This window comes from Kribbella sp. WER1, from assembly GCF_054189145.1.
The window spans coordinates 3,100,265-3,116,142 of the sequence record NZ_CM135186.1 but is presented as its reverse complement, the minus strand read 5'-3'; the positions used below and the strand labels follow the sequence as shown (position 1 = coordinate 3,116,142).

Annotated in this window: 12 protein-coding genes; 5 read left to right on the top strand and 7 right to left on the bottom strand. The window is 69.6% G+C overall.

Annotation, left to right across the window (positions count from 1 at the left end):
• Positions 1-7: 7 nt before the first annotated feature.
• The 4 genes from ACXJJ3_RS15145 to ACXJJ3_RS15130 all read right to left on the bottom strand — a co-directional run bounded on the left by ACXJJ3_RS15145 (position 8) and on the right by ACXJJ3_RS15130 (position 5,575).
• Entirely contained in the window at positions 8-1,915 is a 1,908-nt protein-coding gene (locus ACXJJ3_RS15145) for a CASTOR/POLLUX-related putative ion channel (protein ID WP_458170676.1), read from the bottom strand.
• Positions 1,916-2,715: 800 nt separating this feature from the next.
• The gene (locus ACXJJ3_RS15140; RefSeq protein WP_458170675.1) at positions 2,716-3,228 is read right to left on the bottom strand and encodes a GNAT family N-acetyltransferase; all 513 of its coding nucleotides are present in this window, start codon (positions 3,226-3,228) and stop codon (positions 2,716-2,718) included.
• A 65-nt stretch (positions 3,229-3,293) separates the two neighbouring features.
• Positions 3,294-5,060, bottom strand: a complete 1,767-nt coding sequence (locus ACXJJ3_RS15135; protein WP_458170674.1) for an acetyl/propionyl/methylcrotonyl-CoA carboxylase subunit alpha — start codon at positions 5,058-5,060, stop codon at positions 3,294-3,296.
• A gap of 65 nt (positions 5,061-5,125) precedes the next feature.
• On the bottom strand, positions 5,126-5,575 hold the full coding sequence (locus ACXJJ3_RS15130) for an Lrp/AsnC family transcriptional regulator (protein WP_458170673.1): 450 nt from the start codon (positions 5,573-5,575) through the stop codon (positions 5,126-5,128).
• A gap of 61 nt (positions 5,576-5,636) precedes the next feature.
• Between ACXJJ3_RS15130 and ACXJJ3_RS15125 the strand changes: the two genes are divergently transcribed.
• The gene (locus tag ACXJJ3_RS15125) at positions 5,637-6,539 is read left to right on the top strand and encodes an SMP-30/gluconolactonase/LRE family protein (RefSeq protein WP_458170672.1); all 903 of its coding nucleotides are present in this window, start codon (positions 5,637-5,639) and stop codon (positions 6,537-6,539) included.
• On the opposite strand, the gene ACXJJ3_RS15120 is transcribed toward ACXJJ3_RS15125, so the two are convergent.
• Positions 6,530-7,984 (bottom strand): three-helix bundle dimerization domain-containing protein, encoded by a 1,455-nt coding sequence (locus ACXJJ3_RS15120; RefSeq protein WP_458170671.1) that lies wholly within the window; start codon positions 7,982-7,984, stop codon positions 6,530-6,532. The two genes, ACXJJ3_RS15125 and ACXJJ3_RS15120, sit on opposite strands and share 10 nt — an antisense overlap.
• 121 nt (positions 7,985-8,105) lie before the next feature.
• Between ACXJJ3_RS15120 and ACXJJ3_RS15115 the strand changes: the two genes are divergently transcribed.
• The 3 genes from ACXJJ3_RS15115 to ACXJJ3_RS15105 all read left to right on the top strand — a co-directional run bounded on the left by ACXJJ3_RS15115 (position 8,106) and on the right by ACXJJ3_RS15105 (position 10,927).
• Complete coding sequence (locus ACXJJ3_RS15115; protein WP_458170670.1) at positions 8,106-9,035, top strand: SMP-30/gluconolactonase/LRE family protein; 930 nt, start codon at positions 8,106-8,108, stop codon at positions 9,033-9,035.
• 119 nt (positions 9,036-9,154) lie between these two features.
• Positions 9,155-10,087, top strand: a complete 933-nt coding sequence (locus ACXJJ3_RS15110) for a hypothetical protein (RefSeq protein ID WP_458170669.1) — start codon at positions 9,155-9,157, stop codon at positions 10,085-10,087.
• 72 nt (positions 10,088-10,159) lie between these two features.
• The gene (locus ACXJJ3_RS15105) at positions 10,160-10,927 is read left to right on the top strand and encodes an aminoglycoside 6-adenylyltransferase (protein WP_458170668.1); all 768 of its coding nucleotides are present in this window, start codon (positions 10,160-10,162) and stop codon (positions 10,925-10,927) included.
• Here ACXJJ3_RS15105 and ACXJJ3_RS15100 read toward each other — a convergent pair.
• Positions 10,914-12,350: an Nramp family divalent metal transporter gene (locus ACXJJ3_RS15100; protein ID WP_458170667.1), complete on the bottom strand. Its 1,437-nt coding sequence runs from the start codon at positions 12,348-12,350 to the stop codon at positions 10,914-10,916. The genes ACXJJ3_RS15105 and ACXJJ3_RS15100 overlap by 14 nt on opposite strands.
• 94 nt (positions 12,351-12,444) lie before the next feature.
• Between ACXJJ3_RS15100 and ACXJJ3_RS15095 the strand changes: the two genes are divergently transcribed.
• Complete coding sequence (locus ACXJJ3_RS15095) at positions 12,445-15,447, top strand: helix-turn-helix transcriptional regulator (protein WP_458170666.1); 3,003 nt, start codon at positions 12,445-12,447, stop codon at positions 15,445-15,447.
• Here the strand turns inward: ACXJJ3_RS15095 and ACXJJ3_RS15090 are convergent.
• Positions 15,434-15,871, bottom strand: coding sequence for a YdeI/OmpD-associated family protein (locus ACXJJ3_RS15090; protein ID WP_458170665.1), 438 nt, complete (start codon positions 15,869-15,871; stop codon positions 15,434-15,436). The genes ACXJJ3_RS15095 and ACXJJ3_RS15090 overlap by 14 nt on opposite strands.
• Positions 15,872-15,878: the final 7 nt, after the last annotated feature.

The following is a 15,878-nucleotide window of genomic DNA, read 5'->3' as shown; positions in this document are numbered from 1 at the left end:
ATCCTCCTCAACCGGATGCCTGGACGGAACTTACAGCGTCAACCTGAGAACTGTCTGTCAATCCGAGGTCCGCGAGCACGATCACCCGATCGGCCGCGGTCAGCGTCAGCTCGGCGTCCCGCGCCGGGTTCAGCATCACGCCGTACCCCGGCGGCCGGTGGAACCCGCTCGCGAGCCGGTACCCGATCGCCGTCTCGCCCCGCCGGCGCGCCGCCTCCGCGACGGTCGCGAAGTTCGCGGCGGCTCCAGGGACGACGTAGTCGGCGGCCGGCTTCAGGTAGATCTCGGCGCCTTCCGGACCGAGCAGTTCGGTGAACACCTCGGCCAGGTGCAGGTTCTGGCTGAGCTGGGTGAGCAGCAGGCTGATCAGCTTCTCGCTGACCACGAAGTCGTCGGCCTCGGTGACCTGCGCGATCTCCCGGTTCGCGTCGTCGTTGATCTCGCTGACGATCGAGTACGGCGCCTTCAGCCGCTGCTCGAGGTCGCGGATGTGCAGCAGCGTGAGCAGCGTCCGGGCGTCGGCCTGCTGCTCGTCGAGGGCGTCCGCGGCCAGGATGATCACGTGCTGGTAGCCGCCGACGTCGAGCGCCTCCAGCGCGCCGCGGTTGGTCGGGTCGCAGGCCGTCGTACCGATCGTCAGGTTCTGGTAGGTCCCGGGCCGGGGCTCGTCGGCGCCGGCGATCTGCAGGTGCGAGCCGCAGGTGGCGAAGTCGTCGAGCAGCTCGAGGATCTTCGGGGCGCGCTTGTTCCAGCCGATCATCAGCGTTCGGGCCGGGCAGGGCTCGGGTTCGGCACACACCGCGATCGCGTCCTCGACGATCCGCACCGGGACGGTCGACCGGCGGATCAGCGCCTCGTCCTCGGCGAGCAGGATCAGCTCGTCGTTGGCGCCCGGTACGGCGTCCACGGGCGGGTTGAGTACGACGCGCCCGTCGGCGTACCGGATGCCGACCGGGACGCCCTGGTCGTACGCGCGGCTGGCCTCGCCGAACGGCTGCCCGACCGCGGCCGGATCGCTGCGCAGGTAGAACTCGTTGCCGCCGAACGACAGCAGCTCCATGCACACCGCGGACAGCCCGGACTGCCGGTGCGCCTGCACGATCAGCCGTACGGCGAGGTCGTCACCGCCGACCAGCTCGGTGCGAGGCCCGCCCGCCAGCTGCGCCGCCGCCAGGTTGTCGGACTCCCGGAGCGCCGCGACCACATGCGGCCCGTCGGCGCGGCGGGCGCGTTCGCCGAGCGCGAGCAGGATCTTGATCACCTGGATGTCGGCGTCGTCGGTGGCCGGCGGCAGCACCATCACCGAGCTCGCCGCGGACAGGTTCACCAGGTCGAGGTCGGCCGGGCGCAGCGGGTTCCCGGTCCGGCAGACGACGACGGTCTTCCCGTGGTCACCGATCCGCGCGCGGAGCTCGTCCTCCATCTCGACCTTGTCCTTGTCGGCGAGAATCGCGACGCAGGTACGGCGCTGGTCCTGGTTGGCCTGCACCAGCTCCGCGACCACCGTGAACACCTGCTCCGACCACCCCAGTACGACGGTGTGCCCGCGCTCGACGACCCGCGACCGGCCCTTCCGCAGGTCCTCGATCTTCGCGTCCAGGCCGGTCGTGATGACCCCGATGAACGCACTCACGACGAAGATCCCGCCGATCGTGATCAGCAACATCAGGAACAGGAACAGCGGACTGCCCTGGTCACCGGCCATCGTGCCGGTGTCGATGGCGCGCAGCAGGGCCATCCAGAACATCTCTGTCCAGCCCCCGTGCTGGACGACGTCCCTCGGCACCAGCACGATCACCAGCAGCGACATCACCAGCACCATCAGGGCCGAGGCGAACCCCAGCCAGGCGATCAACGCCGGCGTGCCCCGCGACATCGTGCTGTCGAACCAGTACCGCGCCCGCTCCCGCCACATACCCCGCTCCTCACGTCCAACCCAACCCGCGCACTATCCCACAACCCCAACCCCACCAACCGCCCCCAAAGGACACCGCTCCCCGGCGCCTGTTCCGTCACCGCCTCCGGCGGGTGCAGGAGATGGCGTCCTACGGCTGGAAAGGTCACCGCTTCGCGGCGGCTGACCTGTTGCCGCCTTCGGCGGGTGTGCAGGTGGTGCTGTGGCGCGGGTGCTGGCGTCGGGTGCGGGTGGTGTGGTGCGGGTGGAGAGGTCACCGCTTCGCGGTGGCTGATCTGTTGCCGCCTTCGGCGGGTGCGCGGGAGGTGGTGAGAGGCGGAGGTGCTGGCGCGGGTACGGGTGGTGGTGTGGTGCGCGGACAGGTCGCCGCTTCGCGGCGGCTGGTTTGTTGCCGCCTTCGGCGGGTGCGCAGGAGGTGGTGCGGCGTGGAGGTGCTGGCGCCGGGGTTCAGGTGGTGTGGTGCGGCTGGAAAGGTCACCGCTGCGCGGCGCCTGTCCGTCACCGCCTCCGGCGGGTGCGCAGGAGGTGGTGAGAGGCGGAGGTGCTAGCGCCGGGTGCGGGCGCGGCGGGGTGCGGGTGGTGGCGTGGTGCGGGTGGGAGTCCCCGTTGGGCGGGCGGGCTGTCTGTGCTGCCTTCGGCGGGTGCGCGGATCGGGGCGCGACGGCGACGCGCTGGCGCCGGGTGGTGCTCGACTGCAGGTCGGCGGGGGACTACCGCTCGTCGGCTCGGCCCGCAGACCGGCTGGGCACGTCTGCACCCGGCGAGATCCAGCAGATGGCTCGCGTCAGGTGAGACGGAAATCAGGCGCCAAGGGTCTTGCGGAACGCCCGGTTGAGTTCCCGACGACCAGGCACATACGGCGGGATCGCCTGATACCCGGACGCCAGGTAGAGCCGTATCGCCGCATGGTTCAGTGCGCCTGTCTCCAGCAGCATCCGTCGGGCGCCATGAGCGATCGCGTGGCGTTCCAAAGTGCTCAGGATCTCGCGCCCTACACCCTGACTGCGGTGCTCCGTGGTGACGAACATCTTGCGCACTTCAGCGGTACTCGTCGCTCGATCGTAGGTACGCCAGCCACCGCAGCCCACAGGTCGACCGGACGGCGAACAGGCGACCAGGAGCAGACCTGTCGGCTCCGCATAGTCGTCGGCAGTCTCCAGATCGGGTGAATCCGCGAAGCCGTACGTAGCGAGCTGTTCGGCATGGAGGGCTCGGACCAGCAGCTGGACATCAGGATCGTCGTATGGCCTCGAGGAGAGCTCGACTGGCGGCGACGTGCCGCTGGCATCGGCGGACGGAGCTGGCACTGTCATCAGCCCCGTCTGCTCGTCCCGTGCCAGTGATCGGCGAACTCGGCGACCACTGGCACTCCTCCTGCTCAGTCCTTGATCTCGCAGATGGTGGCGCCGGCGGCGACGGTGGCGCCGACCTCGGCGGTGAGGCCGGTGACGGTGCCGGACTTGTGGGCGTTCAGCGGTTGCTCCATCTTCATCGCTTCGAGGACCACGATCAGGTCGCCCTCGGCGACGGTGGCGCCTTCCTCGACGGCGATCTTCACGATCGTGCCCTGCATCGGCGAGGTCAGCGAGTCACCCGAGGCCGCGGAGCTCTTCGTACCGCCCGCGCGCCGGGCCGGCTTCTTCTTCGCGCCGGTCGTGGGCGCGACCCCGCCGAGCCCGCCGGGCAGGACGACCTCGATCCGCTTGCCGCCGACCTCGACCGTGACCTTCTCCCGGTCGGCGTCCTCCGGTGCCTCGGCCCTCGGGCCGTCGTACGGCGTGAGCTGGTTGTCGTACTCCGTCTCGATCCACCGCGTGTGCACCTTGAACCCGTCCGTCCCGACGAACGCGGGGTCGGACACCACCGAGGCGTGGAACGGGATCACCGTCGGCATGCCCTCGACGACGAACTCGCGCAGCGCCCGTCGCGACCGCTCCAGCGCCTGCGTCCGGTCGCGGCCGCTGACGATCAGCTTCGCGACCAGCGAGTCGAACGCCCCGGGTACGGTTTCGCCCTGGTCGTACCCGCCGTCCAGCCGTACGCCGGGACCCGACGGCGCGTGCCAGCACAGCAGCGTCCCCGGCGCGGGCAGGAACCCGCGCCCGCCGTCCTCGGCGTTGATCCGGAACTCGATCGAGTGCCCGGACACCGCCGGGTCGTCGTACCCCAGCTCCTCGCCCTGAGCGATCCGGAACATCTCCCGGACCAGGTCCAGCCCGGTGACCTCCTCGGACACCGGGTGTTCGACCTGCAGCCGGGTGTTCACCTCGAGGAACGAGATCAGCCCGTCCTGCCCGACCAGGAACTCGCACGTCCCGGCGCCGACGTACCCGGCCTCGCGGAGGATCTTCTTTGACGACGTGTAAAGGATCTCCAGCTGCTCGTCCGACAGGAACGGTGCCGGCGCTTCCTCGACCAGCTTCTGGTACCGGCGCTGCAGCGAGCAGTCCCGGGTCGACACCACCACAACGTTGCCGTGGGCATCGGCCAGGCATTGCGTCTCGACATGCCGCGGCTTGTCCAGGTACCGCTCGACGAAGCACTCGCCGCGTCCGAACGCGCTGACCGCCTCCCGGGTCGCGGACTCGAACAGCTCCGGGATCTCCTCCATGCTGCGCGCGACCTTCATCCCGCGACCACCACCGCCGTACGCCGCCTTGATCGCGATCGGCAGCCCGAACTCCGCGGCGAACGCGACCACCTCGGACGCGTCCGCGACCGGGTCCGGCGTCCCGGGGACCTGCGGCGCGCCGACCCGCTCCGCGATGTGCCGGGCCTTGACCTTGTCGCCGAGCGAGTCGATCGCCGACGGCGGCGGGCCGATCCAGATCAGGCCCGCGTCCAGGACGGCCTGCGCGAAGTCGGCGTTCTCGGCCAGGAAGCCGTAGCCCGGGTGGACGGCGTCCGCGCCGGAGCGGGCCGCGACGTCCAGGATCTTGGCGATGTTCAGGTAGGAGTCGGCGGGCGTCGACCCGTCCAGCGCGTACGCCTCGTCGGCGAGCCGGACGAACAGCGCGTCCCGGTCCTGGTCGGCGTACAGCGCGACACTTCCGAGCCCCGCGTCGGCGGCGGCCCGGACGACCCGGACGGCGATCTCGCCCCGGTTCGCGACCAGCACCTTGGTGATCTGCTTGCTGTCGGACACAGCTGACTCCCTTCGGCTGGCCCGAGTCTAGGGTCAACCGGCCGTCCAGGAGGACAGGGTGTTGCTCACACCACGGTGGGTCGTCGCTCGAAGAACGTCTCCAGCACCACGACTGTCTGCGTACTGGTCACGCCGTCCACCTGGTGGAGAGCGCGGAGGGTCGCCTGCAGGTCCTCGGTGGTTGCCGTCCGCACCTTCACGAGCACCGACGCCGGGCCGGCGATGACATGCGCCTCCTCGACTGCCGGGACCTTCCGCAGCGCGGCCATCGTCGGCTCGTCACCCATCCAGGCGTCGGACTCCAGCAGGACGAACGCCAGTACGCCGAGGCCGACCGCGGCCGGGTCGACGTCGACGGTCGTCCGCCGGATCACGCCCGCGGTCTTCAGCTTCCGGACCCGCTCGTGCGCGGACCCGGCCGACAGGCCGACCGCCTCGCCGAGCGCGGCGTACGACTGGCCGGCGTCGTCTTGCAGCGCGGCGAGCAAGCCGCGATCCACATCGTCTATGGTCATTTGCGTCACATGCCAAATCTTGTTCTGTTTAGATGGTCCTGCGCAAGACTACATTCAGATCATGACCGTGACGATCAACCCCGCGCCGGCGCGGCTCCGGGCCGAGCCGGTAGTGCTCGACGACCGCTTCCGGACGGTCGCGGGCGACGAGTACCTGGAATGCCTGTACGACGGCGGCCGCTGGCTCGAAGGACCGGCGTACTCCGCCGCCTGGCGCTGTCTGGTGTTCAGCGACATCCCGAACGACCGGATGCTCCGCTGGGACGAGCTGTCCGGGCAGGTCAGCGTGTTCCGGCAGCCGTCCGGCTACGTGAACGGCAACACGATCGACCGCGCCGGGCGGCTGATCAGCTGCTCGCAGGGCGACCGCCGCGTCGTCCGGACCGAGTACGACGGCAGCCTGACCGTGCTCGCGTCGCACCTCGACGGCCGGCGGCTCAACAGCCCGAACGACGTGGTCGAACGCAGCGACGGGTCGATCTGGTTCACGGACCCGCCGTACGGGATCACGTCGAACTACGAGGGGTACGCCGCCGCGCAGGAGCTGGACGGCTGCCACGTCTACCGGATCGGCCCGGACGGCACGCCGACCGTGGTCGCGGACGACTTCATCCGGCCGAACGGGCTCGCGTTCTCCCTCGACGAGTCGCAGCTGTATGTCGTCGACACGCCGGGCAAGCACATCCGTCGCTTCGACGTCGACGGGGACAAGCTGACCGGCGGCGAGGTGTTCGCGCCGTGTACGGCGGGCATGTTCGACGGCATCCGGTCGGACAGCACCGGCCGGGTCTGGGCGGCGACGCACGAAGGCGTGCACTGCTTCGACCCGGACGGCACTCTGATCGGCAAGCTGCTGCTACCGGATGTCGTGTCCAACCTGACGTTCGGCGGCCCGAAGGGCAACCGGCTGTTCGTCACCGCGACCACGACGCTGTGGTCCTGGCTGACGAACGTTCAGCGGTAGGACTTCGACACCGCGTCCAGCAGCTGCTCGAGGGTGTCGTACGTCGGGGTGTCCGCGACGTCGATCACGTCCTTCGCGACCGGGATGTTGCGCTGGTTCACCACGTTCGCGAACTGCGACTCGTCCGCGGTCCGGAAACCGTGCCGGGCGGCGAGCCGCTGCAGGTCGGGGTCGGTCGAGAGCAGTCCGCCGAGCTTCTCGCCGTTCGCGTTCAGCGAGACCAGCGTGTGCTTGGACTGGACCGTCGGCGACGGGTACATCAGCACCATCCCGGGCTTCAGCTTGTGCTCCACCGCGGCCTCGACGAACTGCGCCTCGTAGATGTTCACCATCGGCGACTTGCCCATGCCGAGCGAGAGGTAGTCGTCGAACGGGCCCTCGCTGGAGTTGTCGGTGTACCCCTGGTTCACGAACAGCGGCGCGACCAGCGGCAGCACCTTCTGCTCGTCCGCCGCGCTCTGCACCACACTGTTGTGGTTGGCAACATACGTGACGATCGACAGGAACATCGCCGCCGAGTTCGAGGTGCGCGGGTCGGTGGTGGTGATCAGGATCCGCTTGTTCACCGGGTACGTGGTGTTGCCGCGGATGTTCGTCCAGCGCCAGTTCGCCTTCGCGAGGTCGACGTACTTGCGGACGTCGAAGTACCAGGTGCCGTTGACCTTGCGGGCGATCCCGCTCGCGGACAGCAGGTCGACGATCGGCTGGAACGTCGCGATCGCCATCGGCGACGAGAACACCGCGTACTTCTTGCCGCTGACCGCCGGGCGGCCCGACGTCGGCTGCAGGATCCGCTCCGCCGCGGTGCTGCTGGACGGGAACGCGAAGTCGTACTTGCCGAGGTCGACAGTGGTGGCGATCTCGCGCGATCCGGCGGTGTCGACCTTGACCTCGAAGCCGTGCTTGGCCAGCGCGGCCTTGACGTCGGGGTCCTCGAAGTACGCGCGCTTCTCGGAGCCGATCACGCCGGAAACCGTGATCAGGCCGGAGTTCGCCTGCGCGTCGTTGCCGTTGCGGACCACGAGGACGGTGGTGACGGTCGCCAGCACGAGGACGCCGGCGACAGCGGCAGGCAGGGCGATCGGGAAACGCTTTCGGAACATTCCGAAAACGTTTTCTCCAGGACCGCCTCCGTCGCCTGCGCCGTCGCCCGCGGCTTCGGTGGTCGGGGCGGCGTGTTTGCCGGTTTCCAGGGCGACGGCCGGTCTGGTCCACATCGCCTGGCGTTCGTCGGCCGCGGACTGGCCGGCCGGGTCGGGCCTCGGGGTGAGTTCCTGGCGGACGATGCGTTCGACCAGGATCGGTACATAGTCGCGGACCGGGTCGCCGGCGAAGGACTCGCGGGCGCTGCGGATCGCGTTCTCGATGTCTTCGGGAGTATGGATGTCGGCGAACGTGGTGGTGAGCCTGGAGGTCAGGTTCTCGATCGCCTTCTCTTCACGCACGGTGTCAAGCTTCAAGAGGATGTCTCCACATGACGGTCACTTGCGGCGCCGGACCTGAAGCCCCCGTATGCGGCGCCACGCATATCCTTCCGTCCCAAGGGTCCAACCAGGAGGAGACGAGATGACCGGAATTCTCGAGCCGTTGGCAGGCACCGCTCCGGCGGTCTGGGAGAAACTCGACGACCGGTTCGCGGGCCTCCGCGGCGACAGCCGGCTGGAACGGCTGTGGACCGGCGGCCGCTGGCTCGAGGGCCCGGTGTACTCCGCGGCCGGCCGGTACCTGCTCTGGAGCGACATCCCGAACGACCGCATCCTGCGCTGGGACGAGACGTCGTACCAGGTCTCCGTCTTCCGGCACCCGGCCGGCAACACCAACGGCCACACCCGCGACACCCAGGGCCGGCTGGTCAGCTGCGAACACGGCAACCGCCGCGTGACCCGCACCGAACACCACGGCGGCATCACGGTGCTCGCGCACGAGTACGACGGCAAGCGGCTGAACAGCCCGAACGACGTGGTCGTCAAGCGCGACGGATCCGTCTGGTTCACGGACCCGGCGTACGGCATCGACTCCGACTACGAGGGCTACAAGGGCGACATCGAGACCGGCGGCTGCCACGTCTACCGCGTCTCGCCCGACGGCATCCTGACCCGCGTCGCCGACGACTTCAACCGTCCGAACGGCCTCGCCTTCTCCCTCGACGAGTCGTTGCTCTACATCACCGATTCCGAAGAGGCCACGATCCGCGTCTTCACCGTCGACGGTGACCGCCTCACCGGCGGCGACCTGTTCGCCGAATGCGGCAATGGCATCTTCGACGGCATCCGCCTCGACACCCAGGGCCGCGTCTGGGCCTCGGCCGCCGACGGCGTCCACATCTACCACTCCGACGGCACCCTCCTCGGCAAACTCCTCGTACCCGAAACCGTCAGCAACCTCACCTGGGGCGGCCCCAAACGCAACCGCCTCTTCCTCACCGCCACTACCTCCGTCTACTCCCTCTTCACCACCGCCAACGGCGCCCCCGAGGCCTACGGCCCTCGTGCCTGAACGGGTTCCCTCTGGCGGGGGACCAGGTTCGCCCGCCAGAGGGAGGTGCCGCCGAGGCGCTGCCTGGAAGGCTCGATCTCGTCGACCTGCGCCAGGCGGGCCCTGATCGAGGAGTGCGGATGCGGTTCCGGCGTGTGCTGGCAGGGAGTCTGGCTGCTGTCGTGGCGTTGTCGCTCGGTGCCGCCGCGCCATCGGTCGCTGACAGCAGCCATCGGCACGACTTGATGAGCGTGACCGGCGGAGGCGGCGGCACGCTCGGGCCGGAGTGGGGGCCGTACGCCGGGGACCCGGTGCGGTTCGAGATCGACGGCACGGCGACGGATCCGTTCCGTCCGTCCGGGATCTTCCACGTCGTGCACCGGAAGCCGGACGGCCGGTTGCTGGCCGATTTCCGGGGTCGGCTGACCAGTCTGACGGCTGTCGACGAGGTTGCCGTGGTGACCGGCGTGATCGAGGCCGCGGACCATCCCGGCGTACCGCTGGAGATGGTCGGGAAGCCGGTCAGCCTCACCGTGTACGACGGCGGGCGCTCGGACCGGATCGGCTGGATGTGGGGCTTCTTCGGCGCACCGGTGGACCTTCTGCAGGGGACCGCGCCGGTTCTCGCGCTGACCGACGGCGGCTTCTCGGTCGACCACACCCGCCGGGTGGCCGCACCGGTTGGCGCCCCGGGCAGCGGAGAGGTCGTGCGGGCCGCGGTCGACGACCGCACGGTGCGGCTCGACCTGGCGGCCGCGATCCCGGCCGGCGGTGGGCCGAAGGACGTCACCGGTGACTTCCGCTTCGGCACCCGGCACGGCGCGGCATACGTCGAAGGAAAGATCGACTGTCTCGCGGTCGGTGGTCCGGTGGCGATGGCGACCGGTGTCGTGACTCGCTCCGACGACCCGGCGAAGATCGGCAGACCGGTGTCGTTCTCGCTGAAGGACGGTTCGACCGACCGGGTCGGCTGGCTCTGGAGTTGGTCGGGCGGTGGGACGACGATCGCCGACTGCCGCTCGACCGTGCCGTTTCACGCCGCGCGGCCGGGCAGCGTCCTCTCCCGGGGCTGAAAAGAGGTCGCTGTTGTGGTGCGCAGTACGAGATGATGGCCTGCTGACCTGATCCTGGGAGGACTGGTGGGCATGATTCCGGAGCATCTGCGGCAAGTGGCGGACGGCGTACTGCGCGAGGCGGCGAAGGACCCACGGGTGCTGGCGGTGATCGCCGGTGGGTCGGTTGCCTCGGGGATCAGTGATGAGTACTCCGATCTCGATCTGGTGCTCGTGTGTACGGAGGAGGGGCAGCCGGACTGTCTGGCTGAGGCGAAGGAGTTTGCGGCGCGGGTCGGGCCGTTGCTGTCGAGCTTCACCGGGGAGCACGTGGGGGAGCCGCGGTTGCTGATCGCGTTGTACGGGCCGCCGTTGGTGCATGTGGACCTCAAGTTCGTTACGCCGGACGGGTTGCGGACGCGAGTCGAGGAAGGTGTCGTGTTGTGGCAGCGCGACGACACCGTGGACAAGGTACGGGCGGACTCGGAGCCGTCGTGGCCGCAGCCGGATCCCCAATGGATCGAAGACCGGTTCTGGGTGTGGGTGCACTACACCGCGGTGAAGATCGCGCGGGGTGAGTTGTTCGAGGCGATCGAGGCCCTTGGTGCGCTGCGCGGGTCGGCGATCGCGCCCTTGGCGACGCTCGGCCGGACGTCGCGGCCGGCCGGTGTACGGCGGCTCGAGACGTTGGCGCCGGAACTGGTGCCGGAGCTGCGTGCCACGGTCGCGACCGCTGACCCCGACGACTGCCTGCGGGCGCTGCGGGCGGCCGTCGGCGTCTACCGGAAGGTGCGTGGCGATCAGGTGGTACGGCGTACTGCTGCCGAGGAGGCGGCGGTCGCGTTTCTCAGAGCTTTTTGAGTTGGTCGAGGGCGGTGAAGACGGCGAGGAAGCCGAAGGCGAGGAAGGAGAAGAGGAGGACGGCGGTGCGGGAGGTGGTGATGCGGATGGCGTCGGGGAGGGCTCGGGAGTTCATCCACCAGAGCAGGCCGGAGTAGATGAACATCATGGTGCCGGCGGTGCAGGCGGAGATGACCAGGAGGACGAGCGGTTGGGTGAGGCCGGCCAGGAGAACGATGATGCCGAAGGCAACGAGACCCCAGACGAGCCAGAAGTAGAGCTTCGACTCGGTGATCTTCGACGTCCGCAGGTAGCGGGACTTGATCATGTCCGAGGCGAGGCGGGACGTGTAGTCGACGATGCCGGCCGCCGCGGCGAAGAGGGAGAACGCGCCGACTGCCCAGAACAGGTACCCGAACCAGCCGCCGACGATCGTCTGCAGGGTCGTGCCTTCGAGCTTCAGGAAGCTGATGCTGTTCTGTACGCCGGCGTTCCCGAAGAGGGTGGCGTGCGCGAGCATCGACGTGAACGCGATCGTCAGGACGGTGATCGCCACGAACGTCGCGGCCTGTTCGATGTTCGCGAACCGCCACCAGCGGCGCCAGCGCGCGAGGTTCGCGTCGTCGGGCGGGAACGTGTAGCCGTTCGCGGTCGGGTCGGCCTCGGGTTCGCCGGTCACCGGTGAGGTCAGCCGCGGGACGTGGAGGCCCATCCCGAAGCCCTTGTCGCGGATCCAGTTGCTCTGGACGAGGTTCTGCCCGCCGCCGGCCCCGGCGTATGCGATCGCGCCCATCACCAGCGCGAACCCGAGCTGCTCGGCCGGGAACTGCGGCTGCGTGACCGCGTGCCCGAGTGCGCTGTACGTCTTGCCGCGGATCGCGAACACCAGCGCCAGTACGACCAGTAGCGCGACGGCAGCGATCTTCACCGCGATCAGCCGTTCGAGCATCACGTAGACGACCGGCGCGAGGGTCAGGATCGCGCCGATCACCAGCAGCATCCCGATCGCGATCCAGCGCGGATCGCCGCCGCCGAACAGGTAGGTGAGCATGCTCGCGGAGCTGGTCGCCCAGCCGGGCCAGAGGTTCGCGAAGTACGTCATGATCGCGAAGAACAGGCCCCAGTGCTTCCCGTACCGGTTGAAGCCGGTCAACGCTGTCTCACCAGTGGCCAGCGTGTAGCGCTCGATCTCCATGTTCAGGAACCACTGGACGACGACGCCCACGACCGCGCCCCAGAGGAACACCAGGCCGACCTGGCTGGAGATGTACGGCCAGAGGATGAACTCGCCGGACGCCAGCCCGACGCCGGCGCCGACCATGCCGGGGCCGATGATCTTCCAGGTGCTCGCGGGCGGCTCGGGAAGATCGCGGACCTGCGGCGCGGGCAGGTTCTTGGTCGGCAGCGCGAAGTGTCCGTGGTCGGTCGGTGCGGTGTCTGTCATCAGGCTCCTCACGGTCTCGACCCCCTGCTCTCGGAGGGTAACGTATACAGTCGACAACGGCGACCCGACACAGCCCGGTGGCAGACTGGCGCCCATGGGTGGGGTGACGATTCTGACCGCGTCGTACGCCGGGACCGCGAGCGCGCCGGCGTACGCGCGGCTCGCGGGGCTGGCCGGCGAGCTGCCGGGGGAGCAGCTGGTACGGCGGGACGCCGGGTGGCCGGTGCTCGCGTACGCGACGGTGGCCGAGGCGATCGCCGCGGCCGGGGTGCTCCGGGAAGCGGCCGCGCTGGTACCCGCCGGGGAGCTGCTCCGGATCGCGCTGCACACCGGGATGGCGGCCGGTCCGGCGGTGCGGCATGCCGAGGAACTGCTGGCGATCGCGAACCCGGGGCAAACGTTGCTCACCGCAACAACTGCAACCGGTGTCGCGGGTGTGGTGGATCTCGGGGTGCATCGGTTGCGGGATCTGGGGCCGGCGGAGCGGATCTTCGAGCTGACCGGGACCGGTACGTCGCTGCGGTCGCTGGACGACGTGCCGAACAACCTGCCGGTGATGTTCACCAGTTTCGTCGGGCGTTCGACGCAGGTGGCGGCGCTTCGTACGCAGCTCGCGGGGAGCCGGTTGGTCACGCTGACCGGCGCGGGTGGGAGTGGGAAGACGCGGCTGGCGGCGCAGACCGCCGCGCAGGTGGCCGAGCGGTGGGCGGACGGTGTGTGGTGGGTGGATTTGTCGGCGGTGACCGACAGTTCGCAGCTCCCGGAGGTAGTGGCCGGGGCTGTCGGGTTGCTGGTCGAGCCGGGGGATCGGCTGTTGATCGGGCAGTTGCGGGACAAGCGGGCGCTGATCTGCTTGGACAACTGCGAGCAGATCGTCGACGGGGTGGCCGAATTCGTGACGGCGTTGCAGGTCGGGTGCCCGGACATCACTGTTCTCGCGACCAGCCGTGAACCCCTCGACCTTCCCGGCGAAGCCGTCTGGCGAGTCCCCGCTCTCGCACCTGAGGAAGCCCGAGTCCTCTTCCTCGAACGATCGGACGCGTCGGCGGACGGGGAGGAAGCCGAGCGGGCGGTTCGGGGGATCTGCCGGCGGTTGGACGGGATTCCGTTGGCATTGGAGCTTGCCGCGGCGTGGGGGCGGACGTTGACGCCGATGCAGATCGAGGCGGGGCTGGAGGACCGGTTCGGGCTGTTGACGAAGAACGTGCGGGGAGTCGCCGCGCGGCAGCGGACGTTGGCGGCGTCGATCGAGTGGAGCTACGACCTGCTCGACGAGGACGAGCGGCACGCGTTCCGGCGGCTGGCCGTGTTCGCGGGCGGGTTCACGCTCGACGCCGCGGCCGCGGTGGGCGACGCGGTACCAGGCATCCTTGCGCGGCTTGTCGACAAATCGCTCGTGGTGGCGGAGGACGGGCGCTACCGGCTGCTGGAGACGATCCGCGAGTACGCCGCCGCCCGGCAGACCGACGACGACGTCCGCGACGGGCATCTCGACTATTACCTGAGCGTCGCCGAGGCCGCGGAACCGTTGCTGGACAGCGATCGCGACGCCTGGCGCGCGCTGATCGAGCCTGATCGCGAGAACTACCGTTCCGCCCTCGACCACGGTCTCGCCGCCGACGACCCGGACCGCGGCCGCCGGCTCGCCGCCGCGCTTCGCTGGTTGTGGAACCTGCAGGCGACCGGTGCCGAGGGCATCGGTTACCTGCGCCGCGCGATCGATCGCGCCCCGGAAGACCGAACGTTGCTCCAGGCCCGTTTGTACTACGGCTACGCAACGATCGCCGACACCGTCGACCCGTTCGGGTACGACGCCGCCGGCCGTGGACTCGCCCTCGCGACCGAGCTGCGCGACGACCGGCTGCGGTCGCTGTTCCTCGCGATGAGCGCGGTCGGCCTGTTCTTCACCGACCTGCAGAAGGCCTGGGACCTCACCGTCGAAGGCGTTCAGCTCGCCGACGGCATCGGCAACGAGCATGCCCGGAACGCGAACGTCGGCCTGCAATGCGTGCTGCTATCGCTGTGGGACCGGCACGACGACCTCCACCCGCTGCTCGACCGCGCCGCGGCCGGCCTGATCTCCAGCGGCGAACGCGGGATCGCGTCGACCGTCCTCACCACCTGGTCCGAGAGCCTGATGTCGACCGGCGAACCGCGCAAGGCCGTCGAGCTCGCCGAACGCGCCCTGGCCGCGGCCGAACCGCTCGCCGACTTCCACCGCGTCGGCTCGGCCCGCGGCCAGCTCGCCTCGGTTCTCGCGCGCACCGGTCGCCCCGAGGAGGCCCGCGCGCTGATGCGGCCGCTGATCGAACTCGCCGAGACGTCCGGCTCCGTCGTACCGAATCTCGGTCAGGTGATGAGCGTGATCTCGTACTGGACCGGCGAGTACGCCGCTGCCGTCGAGTGGCTCGCCCGCGAGACCGCGCCGGACAGCCCGCTCGCCGGGACGTTCGCGCCCGCGATGTTGCTGCCGACCGTGGCCGCCGCCCGACGTGCCCTCGGTGAGGACCCGACCGACTTGCTCGAACGGGCCGTGGACCTCGCCCGTAGGTACAACCTGCCGCGCGTCCTCGCCGAAGCGCTCGACCAGCTCGGCCGCGCCGCGCTCGCCGAACGCCCGGACAAGGCGGCCGAACTCTTACACGAAGCGCTGACGATCCGCGTCGACCACGGCCTCCGGACGTACCTCGTCGACAGCCTGGAATCCCTTGCCCTGTTGGCGAATCACACCAGCCGGCCGACGGACGCGGCCCGCCTGGCCGCCGCGGCAGCGCAAGCGCGGGCCGACATCGGGTACGGCGTACCGGCTGATCATCCCGTCCTTCCGCAGTCCGATGAGCCGCCTCTCGGGCTGGACGAGGCGGTTGCGTATGCCCGGCGTACCCGAGGAGCACGCGGTCGCCCGTCGTCCGGCTGGGCCAGCCTCACGCCGACCGAGGAACAGGTGGTCGCGCTGGCGGTCGAGGGCCTCAGCAACCCGGAGATCGGCGAGCGGCTGTTCATCAGCCGGGGCACGGTGAAAACGCACCTCGCTCACGTCTACGCGAAGCTTGGTGTCGCCAACCGTACGGAGCTGGCGTCGCTCAGGAAGTCGTGACCATCTCGACGGCCTTCGCGATCCGCCGCGCCCGCGTCTCCGGCTTCTTCGCCTCGTTGATCGCCTGCACGTGCTCGCGCCGATGGCTGTAGCTCAACTTGTCGAACGCCTCCCGTACGCCGGCCTCCGCGAGCGCGGCCGCGAGATCTCCCGGTACGTCGACCGTCCGCTCGCCGGCGTCTCGCTCGACCGTCACGGTCACCGGATCGCCGTCGCCCTTGCCCAGCTCGGCCCGGATGCTCTTCAGGATCCCCAGCGCCATACAGCCGCCCATCGACGCGATCGATCCCTGATAGGCCACGCCGTCGAACGTCGCGCGGACGGGGATCCGCCCGCCGCCGCCCAACGCCGTGACCACCGCGTCCGGCACCTCGACCCAGGCGCCGCCGTCGTTCACCAGGATGCTTGCCTCGAACGTCTCCATGTCGGGC